The following is a 15,205-nucleotide window of genomic DNA, read 5'->3' as shown; positions in this document are numbered from 1 at the left end:
TCAGTCATCGGGTAGCAGCCTGCCGAGGTCGTCGAGCAGCGCCCCCGCTGCCGCGAGGTCGCCACGGAGATCCCGGTCGTCGTCGTCCCACGGCAGGTTCGCGGCCAGCGCGACGGCCTGGCCGGCGACACCTGTGAAGCGGTCGTGCAGACCACGTTGCCGCAGCAGGCGTACCGCCCCGACCAGTTCGCAGCACAACAGGACCCGGTAGGCCGCCACCGAACGTTCGAGTTGAAGCGCACTCTGGGAGGCGAAAGTGGCGTCCTCCTCCATACCCCTCGACAGCACGAGCGTGCCGACCGACGCGGGTTGCGCCGCCGCGCGGATTTCGGCGATCGCACCCGCGGCGACGTATTCGACCATCATCAGGCCGGACGATCCGTCCTGGGCGGCGGCCAGAAAGGCATTGCCGCCGTTGGTCTCCGGGTCGTTGAGCATTCGGATTCGGGAATGGGTGATCGGTGCGGTCAAGGCCATCGCCAGGGTGGTGCCGTCCAATTCGAGCGACAACGACGCCTGGTAGAAGGCGCCGTGGTGGACCACTTGGTCACCCTCGGGGTCGAACAGCGGATTCTCCTGCGCCGTGTTCAGCGTCCGCTCCAGCTGCCCGACAAGCGAATTCAGCGTTGCGACGACACTTGCCTGGGCGACCGGGTAGACCCGCAGCCCGTACGGATCCTGGATGCGTGCCGGGATGTGATCGGGCCGCCCGGCGTCGGTGAACAACGACCGCAATCGGGAAGCGACCGCATCCACCTGCGGCGCGGCCGCGGCCCGTGCGGCTGCCGCCGAGAACGCCGACGGGTTGCCGTCGAGCGCGAGGAAGCTGAGCATGTAGATCACGCTCGATGCGCGTTCGAGTCTGGCCAGTTCGGCCACTGCGAGGCAACTACGGCCGACGGTCAGTGCGCTGCTGCTCATGAAGGGCAGCGCGCTGTCCGCCCCCCAGGGCTCCATCGGCGTCAACGGGCCCGTGGCCGGCCGCTCGCCGATCAACGTCAGCGCGGTTCCGGCGAGCGCCGCCAGGTCACCGGTGCCGATCGATGCGTAGTGGAGCAGCTCCGGCACGGTGTCATCGTTGAGCATCCGCTCGAGCCCGCCCAGGATCCGCGGATCCAGCCCCGCTCCGGCCACACACAGTTGAACGAGTCGCACCGCGAGCATCGCGCGAACCGTCCTGTTGTCGAGTGGATCGCCGGCGTCGGCCGCGTGGCTGCGCAGCAGGCGCATCCCGTAGTCCTCGTCACTGGCCAGCACCGGGGTGCTGCGATTCGCGCCTACTCCGGTGGTGCGGCCGTAGGTGGCGAATCGGGTGCTGAGCTCGGCCGCCTGCTCGTATACGCGCGCGACGGCCTCGAGGATCGTCGGCGCTACCGATACCTGATCGCGCCGGTCTGCGAGCGCGACGACGTCGGCGATCCTGCCCGTCCCGTTCAGCACGATCATGAAGTTTCTCCTCGGTTTCTCTATCGCGCGGGAGCGACAGGCTCTATCATCACCGAAGATCCATGTTTCCACTAGACGGAAACTGAATTTCATCTGACGGAAACATGGAGTGCGTTGCCTGAAACGTCGAGGTCGTAGATTCCGACTCGACGAAAGGAGGTCACGGTGGCCGAACCGTCTACCAGGACTGTCGAACGAGCACTTGCCTTGCTCGCGACCATCTGCGAGCGCGGCGGCGCGAATCTCGTCGACAGCGCCAGGGACTGCGACCTTGCACCAAGCACCGCGCTGCGGCTGCTGCGCACACTCGAAAGCACCGGCTTCGTCAGCAAGGACGAGTCAGGCATCTATCGGCCCGGAAGTCGCATCATCCAACTCGGCGCCCAAGCACTGAGTGACGAGTCGTTGATCGACCTGTCCGGGGCGGCGATGGAGGAGCTTGCCACCGAGACCGGTGAGTCCGTCTACCTCAGCGTCGAAGGGCACGCGTCGACCGCGCTGTACATCAGCATCGTCGAGGGCACGCACTCGGTCCGGCACGCCAGCTGGGTCGGTCGCACCGTACCGCTGGACACGTCAGCGGCGGGCCACGCGCTTCGGGGCAAGGTCCCCGACGAAGGCTATGTCGTCGTTGAGCGCGGCGTCGAGACCGACGTCACCGCGATCTCCTGCCCCGTGTATTCCCAGGCTCGAATCGTCGCCGCGCTGAGCCTGGTCATTCCGAGTTACCGGCTCACCGCTTCGCAAGCGAAGCGCTACGGCCGGATGTTGGTCACCGCTACGGCGGACGTCTCCGCCCGATTGAGTAGTTCTCCGAAATCCAGCCTGCCACAAGGACAGTCATGATCACATTCGACAACGTCTCCAAGGTGTATCCCGACGGCACCGTCGCCGTCGACAAACTCACCCTTTCGGCGCCCAACGGCAAGATCACCACCCTGGTCGGTCCGTCTGGCTGTGGAAAGACGACCTCGATGCGCATGATCAACCGTCTGATCGAGCCGAGTTCGGGGACCATAGAACTCGACGGTGTCGACACCCAGAGCCTCGACCGGGTCACGCTTCGCCGCAGAATCGGCTACGTCATCCAGAATGCCGGCTTGTTTCCCCATCGCACCGTCGTCGACAACGTGGCCGCCTTGCCGCGATTGCTCGGCGGCGGCAAGAAGGAAACGCGTTCGGCGGCAATGGAACTCCTGGAGCGTGTCGGTCTCGACGCGAAGTTCGCCAGCCGCTATCCGTGGCAACTCTCCGGTGGCCAACAGCAGCGCGTCGGAGTCGCGCGTGCGCTCGCAACGGATCCGCCATTCCTGCTGATGGACGAACCGTTCAGCGCCGTCGACCCCATAGTTCGCAGTCAGCTGCAGGACGAGTTTCTACGCCTGCAAGCCGACATTTCCAAGACGATCGTCATGGTCACGCACGACATCGACGAAGCCCTCAAGCTTGGCGATCAGGTCGTGGTGCTACGTGAGGGCGGAACGCTGGCCCAGGCGTCGACTCCTGCCGAGCTGCTGGCGGCGCCGAATGACGTGTTCGTGGCCGACTTCGTCGGCTCCGCGCGAGGCTATCGGGCGCTCGGTTTCCACACTTCGGATGAGCTGCTCACGCTCACGGACGAGCCGACCATCACCGTGGGCCAGGCGGTTTCGACGATTCCGGCGGTGTCCGGACGCTGGATCCTGGCGGTCGACGCCAACAATGCGCCGATCGGCTGGGTCGAAACCCCGACCGTGCGTGGCGATCAGGTCGTAGCCAGCGACGTCAACCTGTGTGCCACCTCGGCGCGCCGGGGCGCTCCGTTGCGAGACCTACTCAACTCGGCGCTGTCGAGTCCCAGCGGGCGATGTGTGGTCACCGATGAGTCCGGAGTGTTGCTCGGCACCGCCACCGACCACGACGTCATCGACGCCATCAGACGCGCCAAGGACGCGAGGTCTGCCCAGCGGGAGGTCGAATCGGCATGAACTGGATCTCGTCCAACATCGATCGCATCGTCGAGCTCACCATCAGTCACGTCTGGCTGACCCTGGTACCGACGGTCGTCGGGCTCATCCTTGCGTTACCGCTCGGGTGGTGGGCCCACCGTTCGGGGCGCGGTTACGCGGCCATCGTCGGCACCACCAGCCTGCTCTACACCATTCCGTCTCTGGCGTTGTTCATCCTGCTGCCGGCAGTGCTCGGTACCAAGATCCTCGATCCGATCAACATCGTTGTCGCGCTTACTCTTTACACTTTGGCGCTGCTGGTGCGAGTCGTCGCCGACGGGCTGAGCTCGGTGCCGCACGACACCGTGGCGGCCGCTGAAGCGATGGGATATCGCGGCTGGCAGCGACTGATCCTGGTGGAGCTTCCCGTCGCGGTACCCGTGATTGCGGCGGGCCTGCGCGTTGCGGTCGTGTCCAACGTCAGCATCGTCACCATGGCAGCCCTGCTTGGCATCCCGCAGCTGGGATCGCTATTCACGCAAGGGTTTCAACTTCGGCTGTACGTTCCGCTCGTCACGGGGATCGTCCTGTGCGTGGTGCTCGCGGTCGTCTTCGACGGCTTGATCATCTGGTTGAACAAGCTGCTAACCCCTTGGCGGCAAAGGACGGTGACGTCGTGAACATTCTCGGTTGGTTCACCGATCCGGCGAACTGGACGGGTACGGGTGGCATCCCCAGCCAAATCGGCTACCACCTGCTGTACTCGGTGATCGCGCTGTTGGCCGCATTGGCCATCGCGGTCCCACTTGGAATCGTCATCGGCTACACGGGAAGGGGTGAAGCCCTGATCGCCGGGTTGGCGAACGCCTTGCGCGCGTTGCCGTCGCTGGGGCTGCTGGTGCTGCTCTTCCTGATCATCGCGCCGGTCGTCACCGGGAAGACCGTGTACGTGCTGCCGACCATCGTTGTGCTCGTGCTCCTGGCCGTTCCACCGATTCTCACCGGAACGTACGCCGGCATTCAGAGCGCCGATCCGGACGCGGTGGGAGCGGCCCGCGGCATGGGGTTCACCAAGCGTCAGATCCTGTTGCGCGTCCAACTTCCGTGTGCGTTGCCTCTGTTGATCTCCGGGGTCAGAAGCTCGACGCTGCAGATCATTTCGACCGCCACCATCGCGGCGTACCTCGGACTTCAGGGGCTCGGCCGGTTCATTCTCGATGGCCGGGCGACGGCGAACTTCAGCGAAATGGCTGGTGGTGCTGTGCTCGTCGCGATCCTCGCCATCGTGCTCGAGTTCGGCTTTGCCGGGCTGGGCCGGTTCATCATCTCGCCCGGGTTGCGGCGCGCCGCGTCCAAGTCCACGTCACCAGTCGCCACTACCGTCCCAACACCAGTAGGAGAAGCATCATGAAGAAGAACGCAATCCGCTCAGCCCTGGCCGTCGCGTCGATACTCGCGCTGTCCGCATGTGGTGGTGGCGGCGGTGACCCGCTCTCTGGAGGCGGGAACGACAGCGGATCCTCGGGTTCGCAAATCATCGTCGGCTCCGCCGACTTCACCGAGAGTCAGCTGATCGGAAGCATCTACTCCCAGGCGTTGCAGGCCAAAGGCGTGGAAGTCAAGGAACAGTTCAACATCGGAAGCCGAGAGGTCTACATCGCGGCCCTCAAGGACGGGTCGATCGATCTGGTTCCGGAGTATTCCGGTGCGCTACTGAAGTACCTCGACGAAAAGTCGACCGCCTCGACGACCGACGCGGTGCAGGCCGAGCTCGCGACCAAGCTGCCGGAGGGGATCGCGATGTTGACGCCGTCGTCCGCGGAGGACAAGGACGTCTTGGCGGTGACGAAGGCCACCGCCGACAAGTACAAGCTGACGAAGATCTCGGACCTCGCGCCGGTCGCCGGTGAACTCGTGCTCGGCGGACCGCCGGAATGGAAGACCCGGGTCAACGGCGTGGTCGGCCTCCGTGACGTGTACGGGCTCAACTTCAAGGAGTTCGTTCCGCTCGACGCCGGTGGCACCCTGACGATGACGGCGCTGACCAACGGTCAGATTCAAGCCGGAGATCTGTTCAGCACCGACCCCGGTCTCGTTGCGAACAACCTCGTCGCCCTCGAGGACGACAAGTCGTTGTTCGCCGCCGAGAACGTAGTGCCGTTGATCAAGGCGGCCAAGCAGAACGACACGGTCACCAAGACGCTCGACGACGTGTCGGCGAAGCTGACCACCGCCGACCTCATTTCGATGAATGCCGAAGCCGCCAAGGGCACCAACCTCTCCGACATCGCCAAGAAGTGGCTCGCCGGCGCAGGCCTCGGCGCACAGTAAGCACCACTCGTTAAGGATTTCATCGCTCATGGCAACAATCGCTGGTCCCCGTCCCGTCCGTGCTGCGCGCGGAACCGAAATCTCTTGCAAGGGTTGGCAACAGGAAGCCGTCCTGCGCATGTTGATGAACAATCTCGACCCCGAAGTCGCCGAGCATCCCGATGAGCTCGTCGTCTACGGTGGCACCGGGCGAGCCGCGCGCAGCTGGCCCGCCTTTGATGCACTCGTTCGCACGCTGCGCGGTCTCGAAGACGACGAGACCATGCTGGTGCAGTCCGGCAAGCCGGTCGGGGTCTTCCGGACCAACGTCTGGGCGCCACGTGTGCTGATCGCGAACTCCAACCTGGTGGGCGACTGGGCCAACTGGGAGCAGTTCCGCAAGCTGGAGGCCGAAGGGCTCACCATGTATGGCCAGATGACGGCCGGATCATGGATCTACATCGGCACCCAGGGCATCCTGCAGGGCACTTATGAAACCTTCGGGGCGATCGCCAAGAAGCGGTTCGGTGGCACCCTGGCCGGCACCATCACGCTCACCGGTGGTGTTGGCGGCATGGGTGGCGCGCAGCCACTGGCGGTCACCATGAACGACGGTGTCGCGATCTGCGTCGACGTGGATGCCACCCGCATCGACCGTCGTATCGCCAAGCGCTATCTCGACGTCAAGGCCAAGGATCTCGACGACGCTGTCGCTCTGGCCATTGAGGCGCGAGATGCTAAGCGGCCATTGTCCATCGGCGTGGTCGGCAACGCGGCGGAGCTGTTTCCGGCGTTGCTCGAACGAGGTGCGCCCATCGACATCGTCACCGACCAGACGTCTGCGCACGACCCGCTGTCCTACCTGCCCATTGGCATCGACTTCGACGACATGAAGAAGATGTCGGAGAAGGACCCCGCCTACTTCACCGAGCAGGCTCAGGAATCGATGGCCAAGCAGGTCGCCGCCATGGTCGGATTCCTGGACAAGGGCGCCGAGGTCTTCGATTACGGCAACTCGATCCGCGACGAGGCCCGAAAGGCCGGTTACGACCGGGCATTCGACTTCCCCGGCTTCGTGCCCGCCTACATTCGCCCGCAGTTCGAGGAGGGCCTCGGTCCGTTCCGGTGGGCCGCCCTGTCCGGCGACCCCAAGGACATTGCCGCCACCGACAAGGCGATCCTCGAACTCTTCCCCGACAACGAGCACCTGCGGAGGTGGATCACCATGGCCGGTGAGCGGGTCGAGTTCGAAGGGCTCCCAGCGCGCATCTGCTGGCTCGGCTACGGCGAACGACACCGTGCGGGTTTGAAGTTCAACGAGATGGTCGCCTCCGGTGAGGTGTCGGCTCCGATCGTCATCGGCCGCGATCATCTCGACTCGGGTTCGGTGGCCTCGCCGTACCGCGAAACCGAAGCCATGATCGACGGCTCGGACGCGATCGCCGACTGGCCGCTGCTCAACGCACTGCTGAGCACCGCCTCCGGTGCCACCTGGGTATCGATCCATCACGGTGGCGGCGTCGGCATGGGCCGGTCCATCCACGCCGGCCAGGTCTCCGTCGCCGACGGCACCGCGCTGGCGGCCCAGAAGCTGGAACGCGTGCTGACCAACGACCCCGGCATGGGCGTCATCCGGCACGCCGACGCCGGATACGAGCACGCCATCGCGGTCGCCGCCGAACGGGGGGTGCGAATTCCCATGCAGGAGACCGAATGACGGCATTCGATTCACTGTGGACCGCCATCCTCGACGTCGGCCAGGACAAGGACACCCGGGGCTATCGCCGGTTCGCCTGGTCCGATGCGGACCTGACGCTGCGCGAATGGTTTCGCGGCTGCGCCGATGAGCGGGGAATGGACGTCGAGGAGGACCGCAACGGGAACCTGTGGGCCTGGTGGATGCCGCCGGGATGGACCGGCGACCCGCGGAACGCCTTCGTCACTGGCTCCCATCTGGATTCGGTGCCCGACGGGGGAGCGTTCGACGGGCCGCTCGGTGTCGTGTCCGCCTTCGCCGCAATCGACATCCTGCGTGAACGAGGTGTGAATCCGAAGGTCCCGGTGGCCGTCACCGCGTTCTCCGACGAGGAGGGCGCACGGTTCGGTGTCGCCTGCGTGGGGTCGCAGCTGTCGACCGGTGCGCTGAGCGCCGACCGGGCCCGCGGGCTTCGTGACATCGACGGCATCACGCTCGCCGAGGCGCTCACCCGCGCCGGGCGCAACCCGGAGCGCCTCGGTGTCGACGACACCCTGACCGACCGCGTCGGCGTGTACGTCGAACTCCACGTCGAGCAGGGCCGTGCGCTCGATCTCGTCGACCGCCCGATCGCGGTGGCTTCCTCGATCTGGCCCCACGGGCGTTGGGAGTTCACCTTCTGTGGTGCGGCGAACCACGCCGGCACGACGCGTTTGGTCGACCGCCACGACCCGATGCTTGCGTTTGCATCGTCGGTGCACTCGGCGCGCACCGCGGCCGCGCGGCACAAGGCGGTCGCCACGTTCGGGAAGGTCCTCGTCTCACCCAACGGAGCCAACGCGATACCATCGCGGATTCGGGCCTGGCTCGATGCCCGCGCGGCCGACGAGGCGACACTGACCGCGCTGGTCGATCAGATCAGCGCCGAAGCGCGCGGTCACGCTACCCAGGACGGTATCGACCTGCAGGTGACAGCCGAATCCATCACTCCCATTGTGGAATTCCCCGAAGCGCCGCGCGCACGCCTGCAGCGGGCGCTGGCCCGCCTCGGCGACATCCCGGTCCTGCCCACCCAGGCCGGCCACGACGCAGGCATTCTCTCCGCCAAAGTGCCGACCGCGATGCTGTTCGTCCGCAACCCGACCGGCGTTTCGCACTCACCCGAGGAACACGCCGAGCCCGACGACTGCAATCAAGGCGCGGTGGCGTTGGCCGACGTCATGGCCGACTGGGTTTCGCGATGACGACCGCCGCGACCTGGTGGTGCGAGCACGCCTGGCTCGGCGGGGATACCGTCGATTCCGGGGTGCTGATTTCCGTGGTCGACGGCCGGATTGCGTCGCTACGGTCCAACGCTGCCCCGGCCGCCACGTCGAATCGCCTGTACGGCTTGGTGATACCCGGGATGGGCAATGCACATTCGCATGCCTTTCACCGCGCGCTGAGGGCACGGACGGAACGCGATCGGGGATCGTTCTGGACCTGGCGGGCGCTGATGTACCGTGCGGCGGACCGACTCGATCCGGACCGCTACCGACAGTTGGCTCGTGGTGTCTACGCCGAGATGGCACTTGCCGGAATCACCTCGGTCGGCGAGTTCCACTACCTGCATCACGACGCTGGCGGCCGTCGGTATTCCGACCCGAATGCGATGGGGCACGCGCTGATCGACGGTGCTGCCGAGGCGGGCCTGCGCCTGACGTTGCTCGATACCTGCTATCTCAGTTCGGCTCCCGACGGGACGCCGTTGAACGACGGTGCTCAACAACGCTTCGGGGACGGCAGCGGAGCGGGCTGGTCCGAGCGTGTCGAGGCGCTGCACCAGCAGGTGCAAACGGCCCCGCGATCGGGGCCGGACGTGCTCGTCGGCGCGGCGTTGCATTCCGTGCGCGGGGTCCCGGTCGCCGAGATGCCCGCCGTCGTCGAATGGGCGGAGGCCCACCAGACGCCCCTGCACGTCCACTCGTCGGAACAGCAAGCCGAAATCGACCAGTGCATTGCCGCGCATGGGCGTACCCCAACGGCGGTCCTGCGCGATGCAGGTGTGCTCGGACCACGGGCCACCGCCGTGCATGCCACGCACTTGACCCCTCAAGACATCGGCGACTTGGACGACACCGCGACGGGGGTGTGCTTCTGCCCGACCACCGAGCGCGACTTGGGCGACGGAATCGGCCCGGCGCCTGCGCTTCTCGATACGAAGGGCGTGTTCAGCCTCGGATCCGACAGCCACGCCGTGATCGACTTGTTCGAGGAGGCCCGCGCCGTCGAACTCGATGAGCGGCTTGCGCGCCAGGAGCGCGGCATCATCGGGGCGCCGACGCTGCTGCACGCCGCGACCGTCGGCGGACAGCACGCGCTCGGGTGGACTGATGCGGGGCAGTTCCGGGTCGGCCATCGAGCGGATCTAGTGGCCGTCGACCTGAACTCGATACGCACCGCGGGAGGTGACGCGACGCCGGAGACGGTGGTGTTCGCAGCATCGGCCGCAGACGTGACCGACGTGGTGATCGACGGGCGGGTCGTCGTGGCGAACCGCCGCCACGTCCGCGTCGACGTAGCCGCCGACTTGCGCTCCGCCATCTGCGACCTGATGGACGTTGCACCAGAAGCGTTGCAGGCCAATCCATGAGCACGCTGTACACGGGTATCGCCGAACTGGTCACCAATGATCCGACCCAGGGCGATGGCACCGCACTTGGCATCGTCTCCGACGGTGCGGTGCTGGTCGCAGGCGACACGATCGAATGGGTGGGTCGCCGGGCCGATGCACCGGCCGCCGATGAGCGGGTCGACTGGGGAGGCTCGAGCGTCATTCCCGGCTTCGTCGACAGCCACGCCCACTTGGTGTTCGCCGGCGAACGGTCAGCCGAGTTCGCGGCCCGGATGAGCGGCGAACCCTATGAAGCTGGCGGAATCGCGACAACCGTGGCGGCCACGCGCGCCGCCGACGACGCGACGCTGACCGCTGGGGTCAAGCGGCTGGCCGGCGAACTGCTCAGTGCAGGGGTGACCACCTTCGAAACGAAGAGTGGGTACGGCCTAACCGTGGCCGACGAGGCGCGGTCGTTGGCCGTGGCTCGTCAATTCACCGATGAAACAACGTTTCTCGGTGCCCACGTGGTGCCCGCCGAGTTCCGCGACAACCGCGAGGGCTACGTCGAGCTCGTCACCGGCCCGATGCTCGCCGCGTGTGCCCCGTTCGCCCGATGGATCGACGTGTTCTGCGACCGCGGAGCGTTCGACGTCGACGAGTCACGCGTCATCCTGTCCGCCGGTGCGGCCGCTGGACTGCAACTGCGCGTGCACGCCGGGCAGCTCGGACCAAGCGCGGGGATTCGGCTGGCGGTGGAGCTCGGGGCGGCATCGGTGGATCACTGCACGTACGTCTCCGACGAGGACATCGACGCATTGGCGGCCGGCTCCACGGTTGCGACGCTGCTGCCCGGAGCCGAATTCTCGACCCGGGCGCCCTGGCCGGACGCCCGTCGCATGATCGACGCCGGCGCCACCGTCGCGATCGCGACCGACTGCAACCCTGGGAGTTCGTTCACCACCAGCATGTCGTTTTGCGTCGCGGTGGCCGTCAGAGACATGAAGTTCACCCCGGCCGAGGCGTTGTGGGCAGCGACCGCCGGCGGTGCCGCTGCCCTTCGACGAGCCGACATTGGTGCGCTGGCCCCGGGCAAGCGTGCCGACTTCGTTCGCCTCGATGCGCCCTCGTACGTCCATCTGGCCTACCGGCCCGGGGTTCCGCTAGTGCGCGATGTCGTGCTCGGCGGACGACCCGTGGACTAAATTGCAGGTATGGAGCCCGGTGACCAGGCGGTGGTACGACGTGCGTCGTCGGCGCTTGCCGACGTCGACACCACCGGCTGGACGCAGCGCTTCGATTTGCTGTCCGATCCCAATCGGCTGGAGATCCTGCTAGGCCTGCACAGGGCACCGGGTATCTGCGTTGGTGATCTGGCCGCTGCGCTGGGCCGCTCGGAAAATGCCGTGTCCCAGGCCCTGCGGGTGCTGCGTCAGCAGGGCTGGGTGACGAGCACCCGGGTGGGTCGGACGGTGAACTACCGGCTCGACGACGAGATCGTGCACGACCTCTTGCATTGGATCGGTGCCCGGCACAGCTGAGCACGACTGAACATCTGAACAGCTAGACAGATGTTTCCGGAGGGCATACGGTTGGCCGAATGAGCGCCTCGTTCACTGCCACCGAACCCGACGCCAAGCCCCCCCGCTTCGACCGGACCGACTGGACGTCGATCGTGGTGATCGGTGCCGTGGTCCTCTTTCTGCACCTGTTCGGGTGGGGTGTGCTGATCTTCGGCGTTGCGCCCCAACACATCACCCTCGGATCGGCGGGTGTGTTCGGAATCGGCCTCGGCGTCACTGCCTACCTGTTGGGCGTTCGGCACGCCTTCGACGCCGACCACATCGCGGTGATCGACAACACCACCCGCAAGCTGGTCGGAGAGGGCACCCGGTCGCTGTCCGCCGGATTCTGGTTCTCGCTCGGCCACTCCAGCGTGGTGTTCGGCCTGGCGTTCCTGCTGGCCATCGGCGTGCGGGCGCTCGTCGGCCCCGTGCAGGACGAGGGCTCGCCGATGTTGCAGACGCTCGGATTGATCGGGTCACTCGTCGCCGGAACGTTCCTCATCCTGATCGGCTTGACCAACTTGTTCGCCGCCGTCGGCATCGCGAAGGTGTTCCGCCAGATGCGCACCGGCGAGCTCGACGAGGCCGAACTCGAACGGCAACTGTCGCAGCGCGGGTTCCTAGCCCGACTGCTCGGGCGGGTCATGCGGCGCGTCAACAAGCCCTGGCACCTCTACCCGGTCGGGCTGCTGATGGGACTCGGCTTCGACACCGCGACGCAAGTCGCCCTTCTGGTGCTCGCCGCCGGGGCGGCCGCCTTCACGCTGCCCTGGTACGCGATCCTGGTGTTGCCCGTGCTCTTCGCGGCGGGCATGAGCCTGTTCGACGCGCTCGACGGAATCTTCATGGCGCGGGCCTACGGGTGGGCGTTCTTGCACCCGGTCCGCAAGGTCTACTACAACCTGACGGTGACGGTGCTGTCCGTGATCGTCGCGCTGGTCATCGGCATCATCGTGCTCGCGGGTCTGCTCGCTGACCGCCTCGGCATCGATTCCGGGCCGATCGCGGCGATCGGATCGCTGGACCTGGAGTTCGTTGGCTTCATGATCGTCGGGTTGTTCGTGGCCGCCTGGTTGATCGCGCTGGCGGTGTGGCGCTTCGGGCGGGTCGAAGACCGCTGGACCGCCGCCGTCGAGTGACGCGCTAGTCCTCGAAGCCCCGGCAGCCCGCTAGTCCTCGAGGCCCAGCAGCGCGTTCTCGACGACCTCCGACAGTGCCGGGTGGATCCAATACTGGCCGTGCGCAACCTCTTTGGCGGTCTGCCCGAAGCTCATCGCTTGAATGATGGGCTGGATGAGCGACGACGCCTGGTAGCCCATGAAGTGCGCGCCTAGGATCTTGCCGGTGGCCCGGTCGCCGATCACCTTGGCGATGCCGGTCTGGTCCTCCATCGCCCAGCCGTAGGCGGTGTCGCCGTAGTTCTGCACCTTCACCGAGACGTCGTATCCGGCCGCTCTGGCCTCCTCCTCGGTGAGCCCAACCGTCGCGATCTGAGGGTCCGTGAACACCGCCGACGGCACGAACCGGTGATCGGAGGCCACCATCGCCGCGGTGTCGTCCCAGTCGATGAGCAAGTTATGCCGGACCACACGCATCTCGTGGTTCGCGACGTGCTTGAGCTGGTAAGCCGACGACACGTCCCCGAGCGCGTAGATCCCGCGGGCCGTGGTGCGCTGGAACTCGTCGACCACCACCATGCCGTCGGCGTCCACCTCGACCCTGGCAAGCTCGGCGTCGAGCAGGTCCCCGTTCGCAATGCGGCCGGTGGCCACCAGCAGCATGTCGGCCGACAGCGTCTTGCCGTCGTCGAGTTCGAGCACGATCTTCTCGCCGTCCTGGTGTGACCCGACGACGTTCTCGTGCGTGTGCAGGTCCCACTTGTCGGCCGCGAGCTCGGTGAAGGGATAGCAGATCGACTCGTCGCAGTGGGTGAGCAACCCGGCGCCGCGCACGACGATCGAGATGTGTACTCCGAGCGAGGAGAAGACGTGCGCGAACTCCGCTGCCACGAAGCCACCGCCGACGATCACCAGATGCTCCGGGAGCGCGGGGATCCGCATGATGGTGTCGCTGGTCTCGTATGCGACACCGCATTCGGTGATCGCCGGCGGAATGCGGATGCGCGAACCGGCGGCGATCACGACCTTGTCGGACGTGAACTGGTCCCCGGCGTCGGTGCGCAACGTGTAGCGGCCGTCGGGCTGGTTGGGACCGAACCGGGTGTGGCTTGCGTACACAGCCACGTTGGGCAGCCCGCGCTTGTACTGCTCGCCGCCAGCGGCGATTGGGTCGATACGGTCGAACACTCGCGCAACGATGTCGGGCCAACGCACCTTGTCGATGGTCGAGTCGATGCCGAATCGCGAACTCGCCTTGATGGTTTCGGCGACTTCCGCGGCGTAGACGAACATCTTGGTCGGAATGCACCCGACGTTGAGGCAGGTACCCCCGAACGTGCCCTGCTCGCAGATCGCGATCCGCATGTCGCCGTACCGGGCGTCGACCGAGGGGTCCGGGATGCTATTTCCCGATCCGGTCCCGATGATCGTCAGGTCGAAGTGCTCCACGCCCGTCAGCTCCGTTCGGTCCGCGCCGCGTTGGTCGCGTTGGGGTGCAAGGTCAAGTAGTAGTCCAGCCACGCGTCGAGTTCGCGGTAGGCGGCCGCCCGCGGCTCCGGTAGCGACAAGAACACGTCGTGTTTGGCGTCGACGATGGGCGCGATGGTGGTGCGATTCCCGACACAGCCTGCCCACCGGGCGATCTGGTTGACGTCGAGGACGGCGTCGCCGCGCTGGATGGCCTCCGGGTTGGGGGCCTCGCGCACGCTGTGATCGGACCGCAAAATCATGTTGGGCACTCCGACGTCGAGGCCGCGGTGCAGCCTCGCGTGTCCGCGCCGGATCGCGTTGATCCACCCGAACGTGACGGGGAACCCACCGAGCGGTTTCCAGTCGAGGTTGTAGTCGAAGTCGCCGGCGTAGTCGCGGTGCAGCGTGGTGCCGTAGCCGCCTTCGGTCGGCTTGCGAACCACGTGCAGCTTGCGCCATCTGCCCAACGCGATGAGCGCCGCCGAGGTGGGCACGGTCCGCAGGATCGCCGGACCAGGCAGGTCGAAGAACGGGCTGTTCAGCACCAGCCCGCCGACGTTCGTCACGGCGGACGCCGCCTGCTTGCGCGCTCGATCGAGCCACAACGTGGCGACCAATCCGCCCGCCGAGTGGCCGTACATGCAGACCCGCGCGTCGCCAGTGTCCTCGGCGACGACGGCCAGCGCACGCGCCAACTCGGCGTCGTAGTTGGCCAGGTCGGTGGTGAAGTGCGGGGTCTGGCCCTCCTGGCGGGACCGGCCGCACTTGTGCAGATCCAGGGCGTAGAAGGCGAATCCGCGCGCGGCGAAGTGATCCGCCAACTCGGTGTTGAAGAAGTAGTCGGTGTAGCCGTGCAGGGCCACCACCGCATGCTGCACGCGGCCGGCTTCGCCCCGGCGCACCAGCGTCGCGACGAGGTCGCCCTCGCCGTGGGGATCCGGGCCAAGCGGGAGGGTGCGCTGCCAGTACCCGGGCAGCACGTCGGGCTCCCACCCGGCCTGCCTCGAGGTCACCTGGCTACCTTAGCGTCGTCGGCCTGCGCGCCGAAGCACCGCGGGCAGTGGTGCGAATACGTGACC

14 protein-coding genes are annotated in these 15,205 nt (G+C 66.5%); 11 read left to right on the top strand and 3 right to left on the bottom strand.

What is annotated here, in order from left to right; all coding sequences use genetic code 11:
* On the bottom strand, nt 1–1,446 hold the full coding sequence (locus tag SLQ33_RS18610) for an aromatic amino acid lyase (RefSeq protein ID WP_319455340.1): 1,446 nt from the start codon (nt 1,444–1,446) through the stop codon (nt 1–3).
* Between the two features lie 165 nt (nt 1,447–1,611).
* On the opposite strand from SLQ33_RS18610, the gene SLQ33_RS18605 reads away from it, so the two are divergent.
* The 11 genes from SLQ33_RS18605 to SLQ33_RS18555 are packed head-to-tail and all read left to right on the top strand — an operon-like array spanning nt 1,612 to nt 12,677.
* Nucleotides 1,612–2,292 carry an IclR family transcriptional regulator gene (locus tag SLQ33_RS18605; RefSeq protein WP_319455339.1) on the top strand — a complete coding sequence of 227 codons (681 nt, stop codon included), beginning with the start codon at nt 1,612–1,614 and terminating at the stop codon, nt 2,290–2,292.
* Nucleotides 2,289–3,413: an ABC transporter ATP-binding protein gene (locus tag SLQ33_RS18600; protein ID WP_319455338.1), complete on the top strand. Its 1,125-nt coding sequence runs from the start codon at nt 2,289–2,291 to the stop codon at nt 3,411–3,413. The genes SLQ33_RS18605 and SLQ33_RS18600 overlap by 4 nt, the downstream gene beginning before the upstream one ends.
* Complete coding sequence (locus tag SLQ33_RS18595; protein WP_319455337.1) at nt 3,410–4,054, top strand: ABC transporter permease; 645 nt, start codon at nt 3,410–3,412, stop codon at nt 4,052–4,054. The genes SLQ33_RS18600 and SLQ33_RS18595 overlap by 4 nt, the downstream gene beginning before the upstream one ends.
* The gene (locus tag SLQ33_RS18590; protein ID WP_319455336.1) at nt 4,051–4,785 is read left to right on the top strand and encodes an ABC transporter permease; all 735 of its coding nucleotides are present in this window, start codon (nt 4,051–4,053) and stop codon (nt 4,783–4,785) included. Before SLQ33_RS18595 ends, SLQ33_RS18590 begins: the two co-directional genes overlap by 4 nt.
* Nucleotides 4,782–5,705 (top strand): ABC transporter substrate-binding protein, encoded by a 924-nt coding sequence (locus tag SLQ33_RS18585; protein WP_319455335.1) that lies wholly within the window; start codon nt 4,782–4,784, stop codon nt 5,703–5,705. The genes SLQ33_RS18590 and SLQ33_RS18585 overlap by 4 nt, the downstream gene beginning before the upstream one ends.
* A gap of 28 nt (nt 5,706–5,733) precedes the next feature.
* Nucleotides 5,734–7,401, top strand: a complete 1,668-nt coding sequence (hutU, locus tag SLQ33_RS18580) for a urocanate hydratase (RefSeq protein WP_319455334.1) — start codon at nt 5,734–5,736, stop codon at nt 7,399–7,401.
* Nucleotides 7,398–8,624, top strand: coding sequence for an allantoate amidohydrolase (locus SLQ33_RS18575; protein WP_319455333.1), 1,227 nt, complete (start codon nt 7,398–7,400; stop codon nt 8,622–8,624). Before hutU ends, SLQ33_RS18575 begins: the two co-directional genes overlap by 4 nt.
* Nucleotides 8,621–10,012: a formimidoylglutamate deiminase gene (locus tag SLQ33_RS18570; RefSeq protein ID WP_319455332.1), complete on the top strand. Its 1,392-nt coding sequence runs from the start codon at nt 8,621–8,623 to the stop codon at nt 10,010–10,012. Before SLQ33_RS18575 ends, SLQ33_RS18570 begins: the two co-directional genes overlap by 4 nt.
* Nucleotides 10,009–11,178, top strand: a complete 1,170-nt coding sequence (gene hutI, locus SLQ33_RS18565) for an imidazolonepropionase (RefSeq protein ID WP_319455331.1) — start codon at nt 10,009–10,011, stop codon at nt 11,176–11,178. The genes SLQ33_RS18570 and hutI overlap by 4 nt, the downstream gene beginning before the upstream one ends.
* Before the next feature lie 9 nt (nt 11,179–11,187).
* Nucleotides 11,188–11,514 carry a metalloregulator ArsR/SmtB family transcription factor gene (locus SLQ33_RS18560; RefSeq protein WP_319455330.1) on the top strand — a complete coding sequence of 109 codons (327 nt, stop codon included), beginning with the start codon at nt 11,188–11,190 and terminating at the stop codon, nt 11,512–11,514.
* A 59-nt stretch (nt 11,515–11,573) separates the two neighbouring features.
* The gene (locus tag SLQ33_RS18555; protein WP_319455329.1) at nt 11,574–12,677 is read left to right on the top strand and encodes a HoxN/HupN/NixA family nickel/cobalt transporter; all 1,104 of its coding nucleotides are present in this window, start codon (nt 11,574–11,576) and stop codon (nt 12,675–12,677) included.
* A 30-nt stretch (nt 12,678–12,707) separates the two neighbouring features.
* Here SLQ33_RS18555 and mtr read toward each other — a convergent pair whose 3' ends face one another.
* Together mtr and SLQ33_RS18545 are read right to left on the bottom strand one after the other, a co-directional pair.
* Nucleotides 12,708–14,105 carry a mycothione reductase gene (mtr, locus tag SLQ33_RS18550; protein ID WP_319455328.1) on the bottom strand — a complete coding sequence of 466 codons (1,398 nt, stop codon included), beginning with the start codon at nt 14,103–14,105 and terminating at the stop codon, nt 12,708–12,710.
* Between the two features lie 5 nt (nt 14,106–14,110).
* The gene (locus tag SLQ33_RS18545) at nt 14,111–15,139 is read right to left on the bottom strand and encodes an alpha/beta hydrolase (protein ID WP_319455327.1); all 1,029 of its coding nucleotides are present in this window, start codon (nt 15,137–15,139) and stop codon (nt 14,111–14,113) included.
* Between the last annotated feature and the right edge of the window lie 66 nt (nt 15,140–15,205).

Origin of the sequence: Mycobacterium sp. RTGN6, assembly GCF_033804605.1 — a bacterium.
In the GTDB taxonomy this organism is placed as follows: Bacteria; Actinomycetota; Actinomycetes; order Mycobacteriales; family Mycobacteriaceae; genus Mycobacterium.
This window is presented reverse-complemented; position numbering and strand designations above follow the sequence as displayed.

Bases quoted from the DNA above. Each gene is read 5' to 3' on its own strand.
- SLQ33_RS18585 (WP_319455335.1), top strand. From the start codon at position 4,782: ATGAAGAAGAACGCAATCCGCTCAGCCCTGGCCGTCGCGTCGATACTC.
- SLQ33_RS18610 (WP_319455340.1), bottom strand. From the start codon at position 1,446: ATGATCGTGCTGAACGGGACGGGCAGGATCGCCGACGTCGTCGCGCTC.
- hutU (WP_319455334.1), top strand. From the start codon at position 5,734: ATGGCAACAATCGCTGGTCCCCGTCCCGTCCGTGCTGCGCGCGGAACC.
- SLQ33_RS18560 (WP_319455330.1), top strand. From the start codon at position 11,188: ATGGAGCCCGGTGACCAGGCGGTGGTACGACGTGCGTCGTCGGCGCTT.
- SLQ33_RS18595 (WP_319455337.1), top strand. From the start codon at position 3,410: ATGAACTGGATCTCGTCCAACATCGATCGCATCGTCGAGCTCACCATC.
- SLQ33_RS18575 (WP_319455333.1), top strand. From the start codon at position 7,398: ATGACGGCATTCGATTCACTGTGGACCGCCATCCTCGACGTCGGCCAG.
- SLQ33_RS18555 (WP_319455329.1), top strand. From the start codon at position 11,574: ATGAGCGCCTCGTTCACTGCCACCGAACCCGACGCCAAGCCCCCCCGC.
- SLQ33_RS18570 (WP_319455332.1), top strand. From the start codon at position 8,621: ATGACGACCGCCGCGACCTGGTGGTGCGAGCACGCCTGGCTCGGCGGG.
- hutI (WP_319455331.1), top strand. From the start codon at position 10,009: ATGAGCACGCTGTACACGGGTATCGCCGAACTGGTCACCAATGATCCG.
- SLQ33_RS18600 (WP_319455338.1), top strand. From the start codon at position 2,289: ATGATCACATTCGACAACGTCTCCAAGGTGTATCCCGACGGCACCGTC.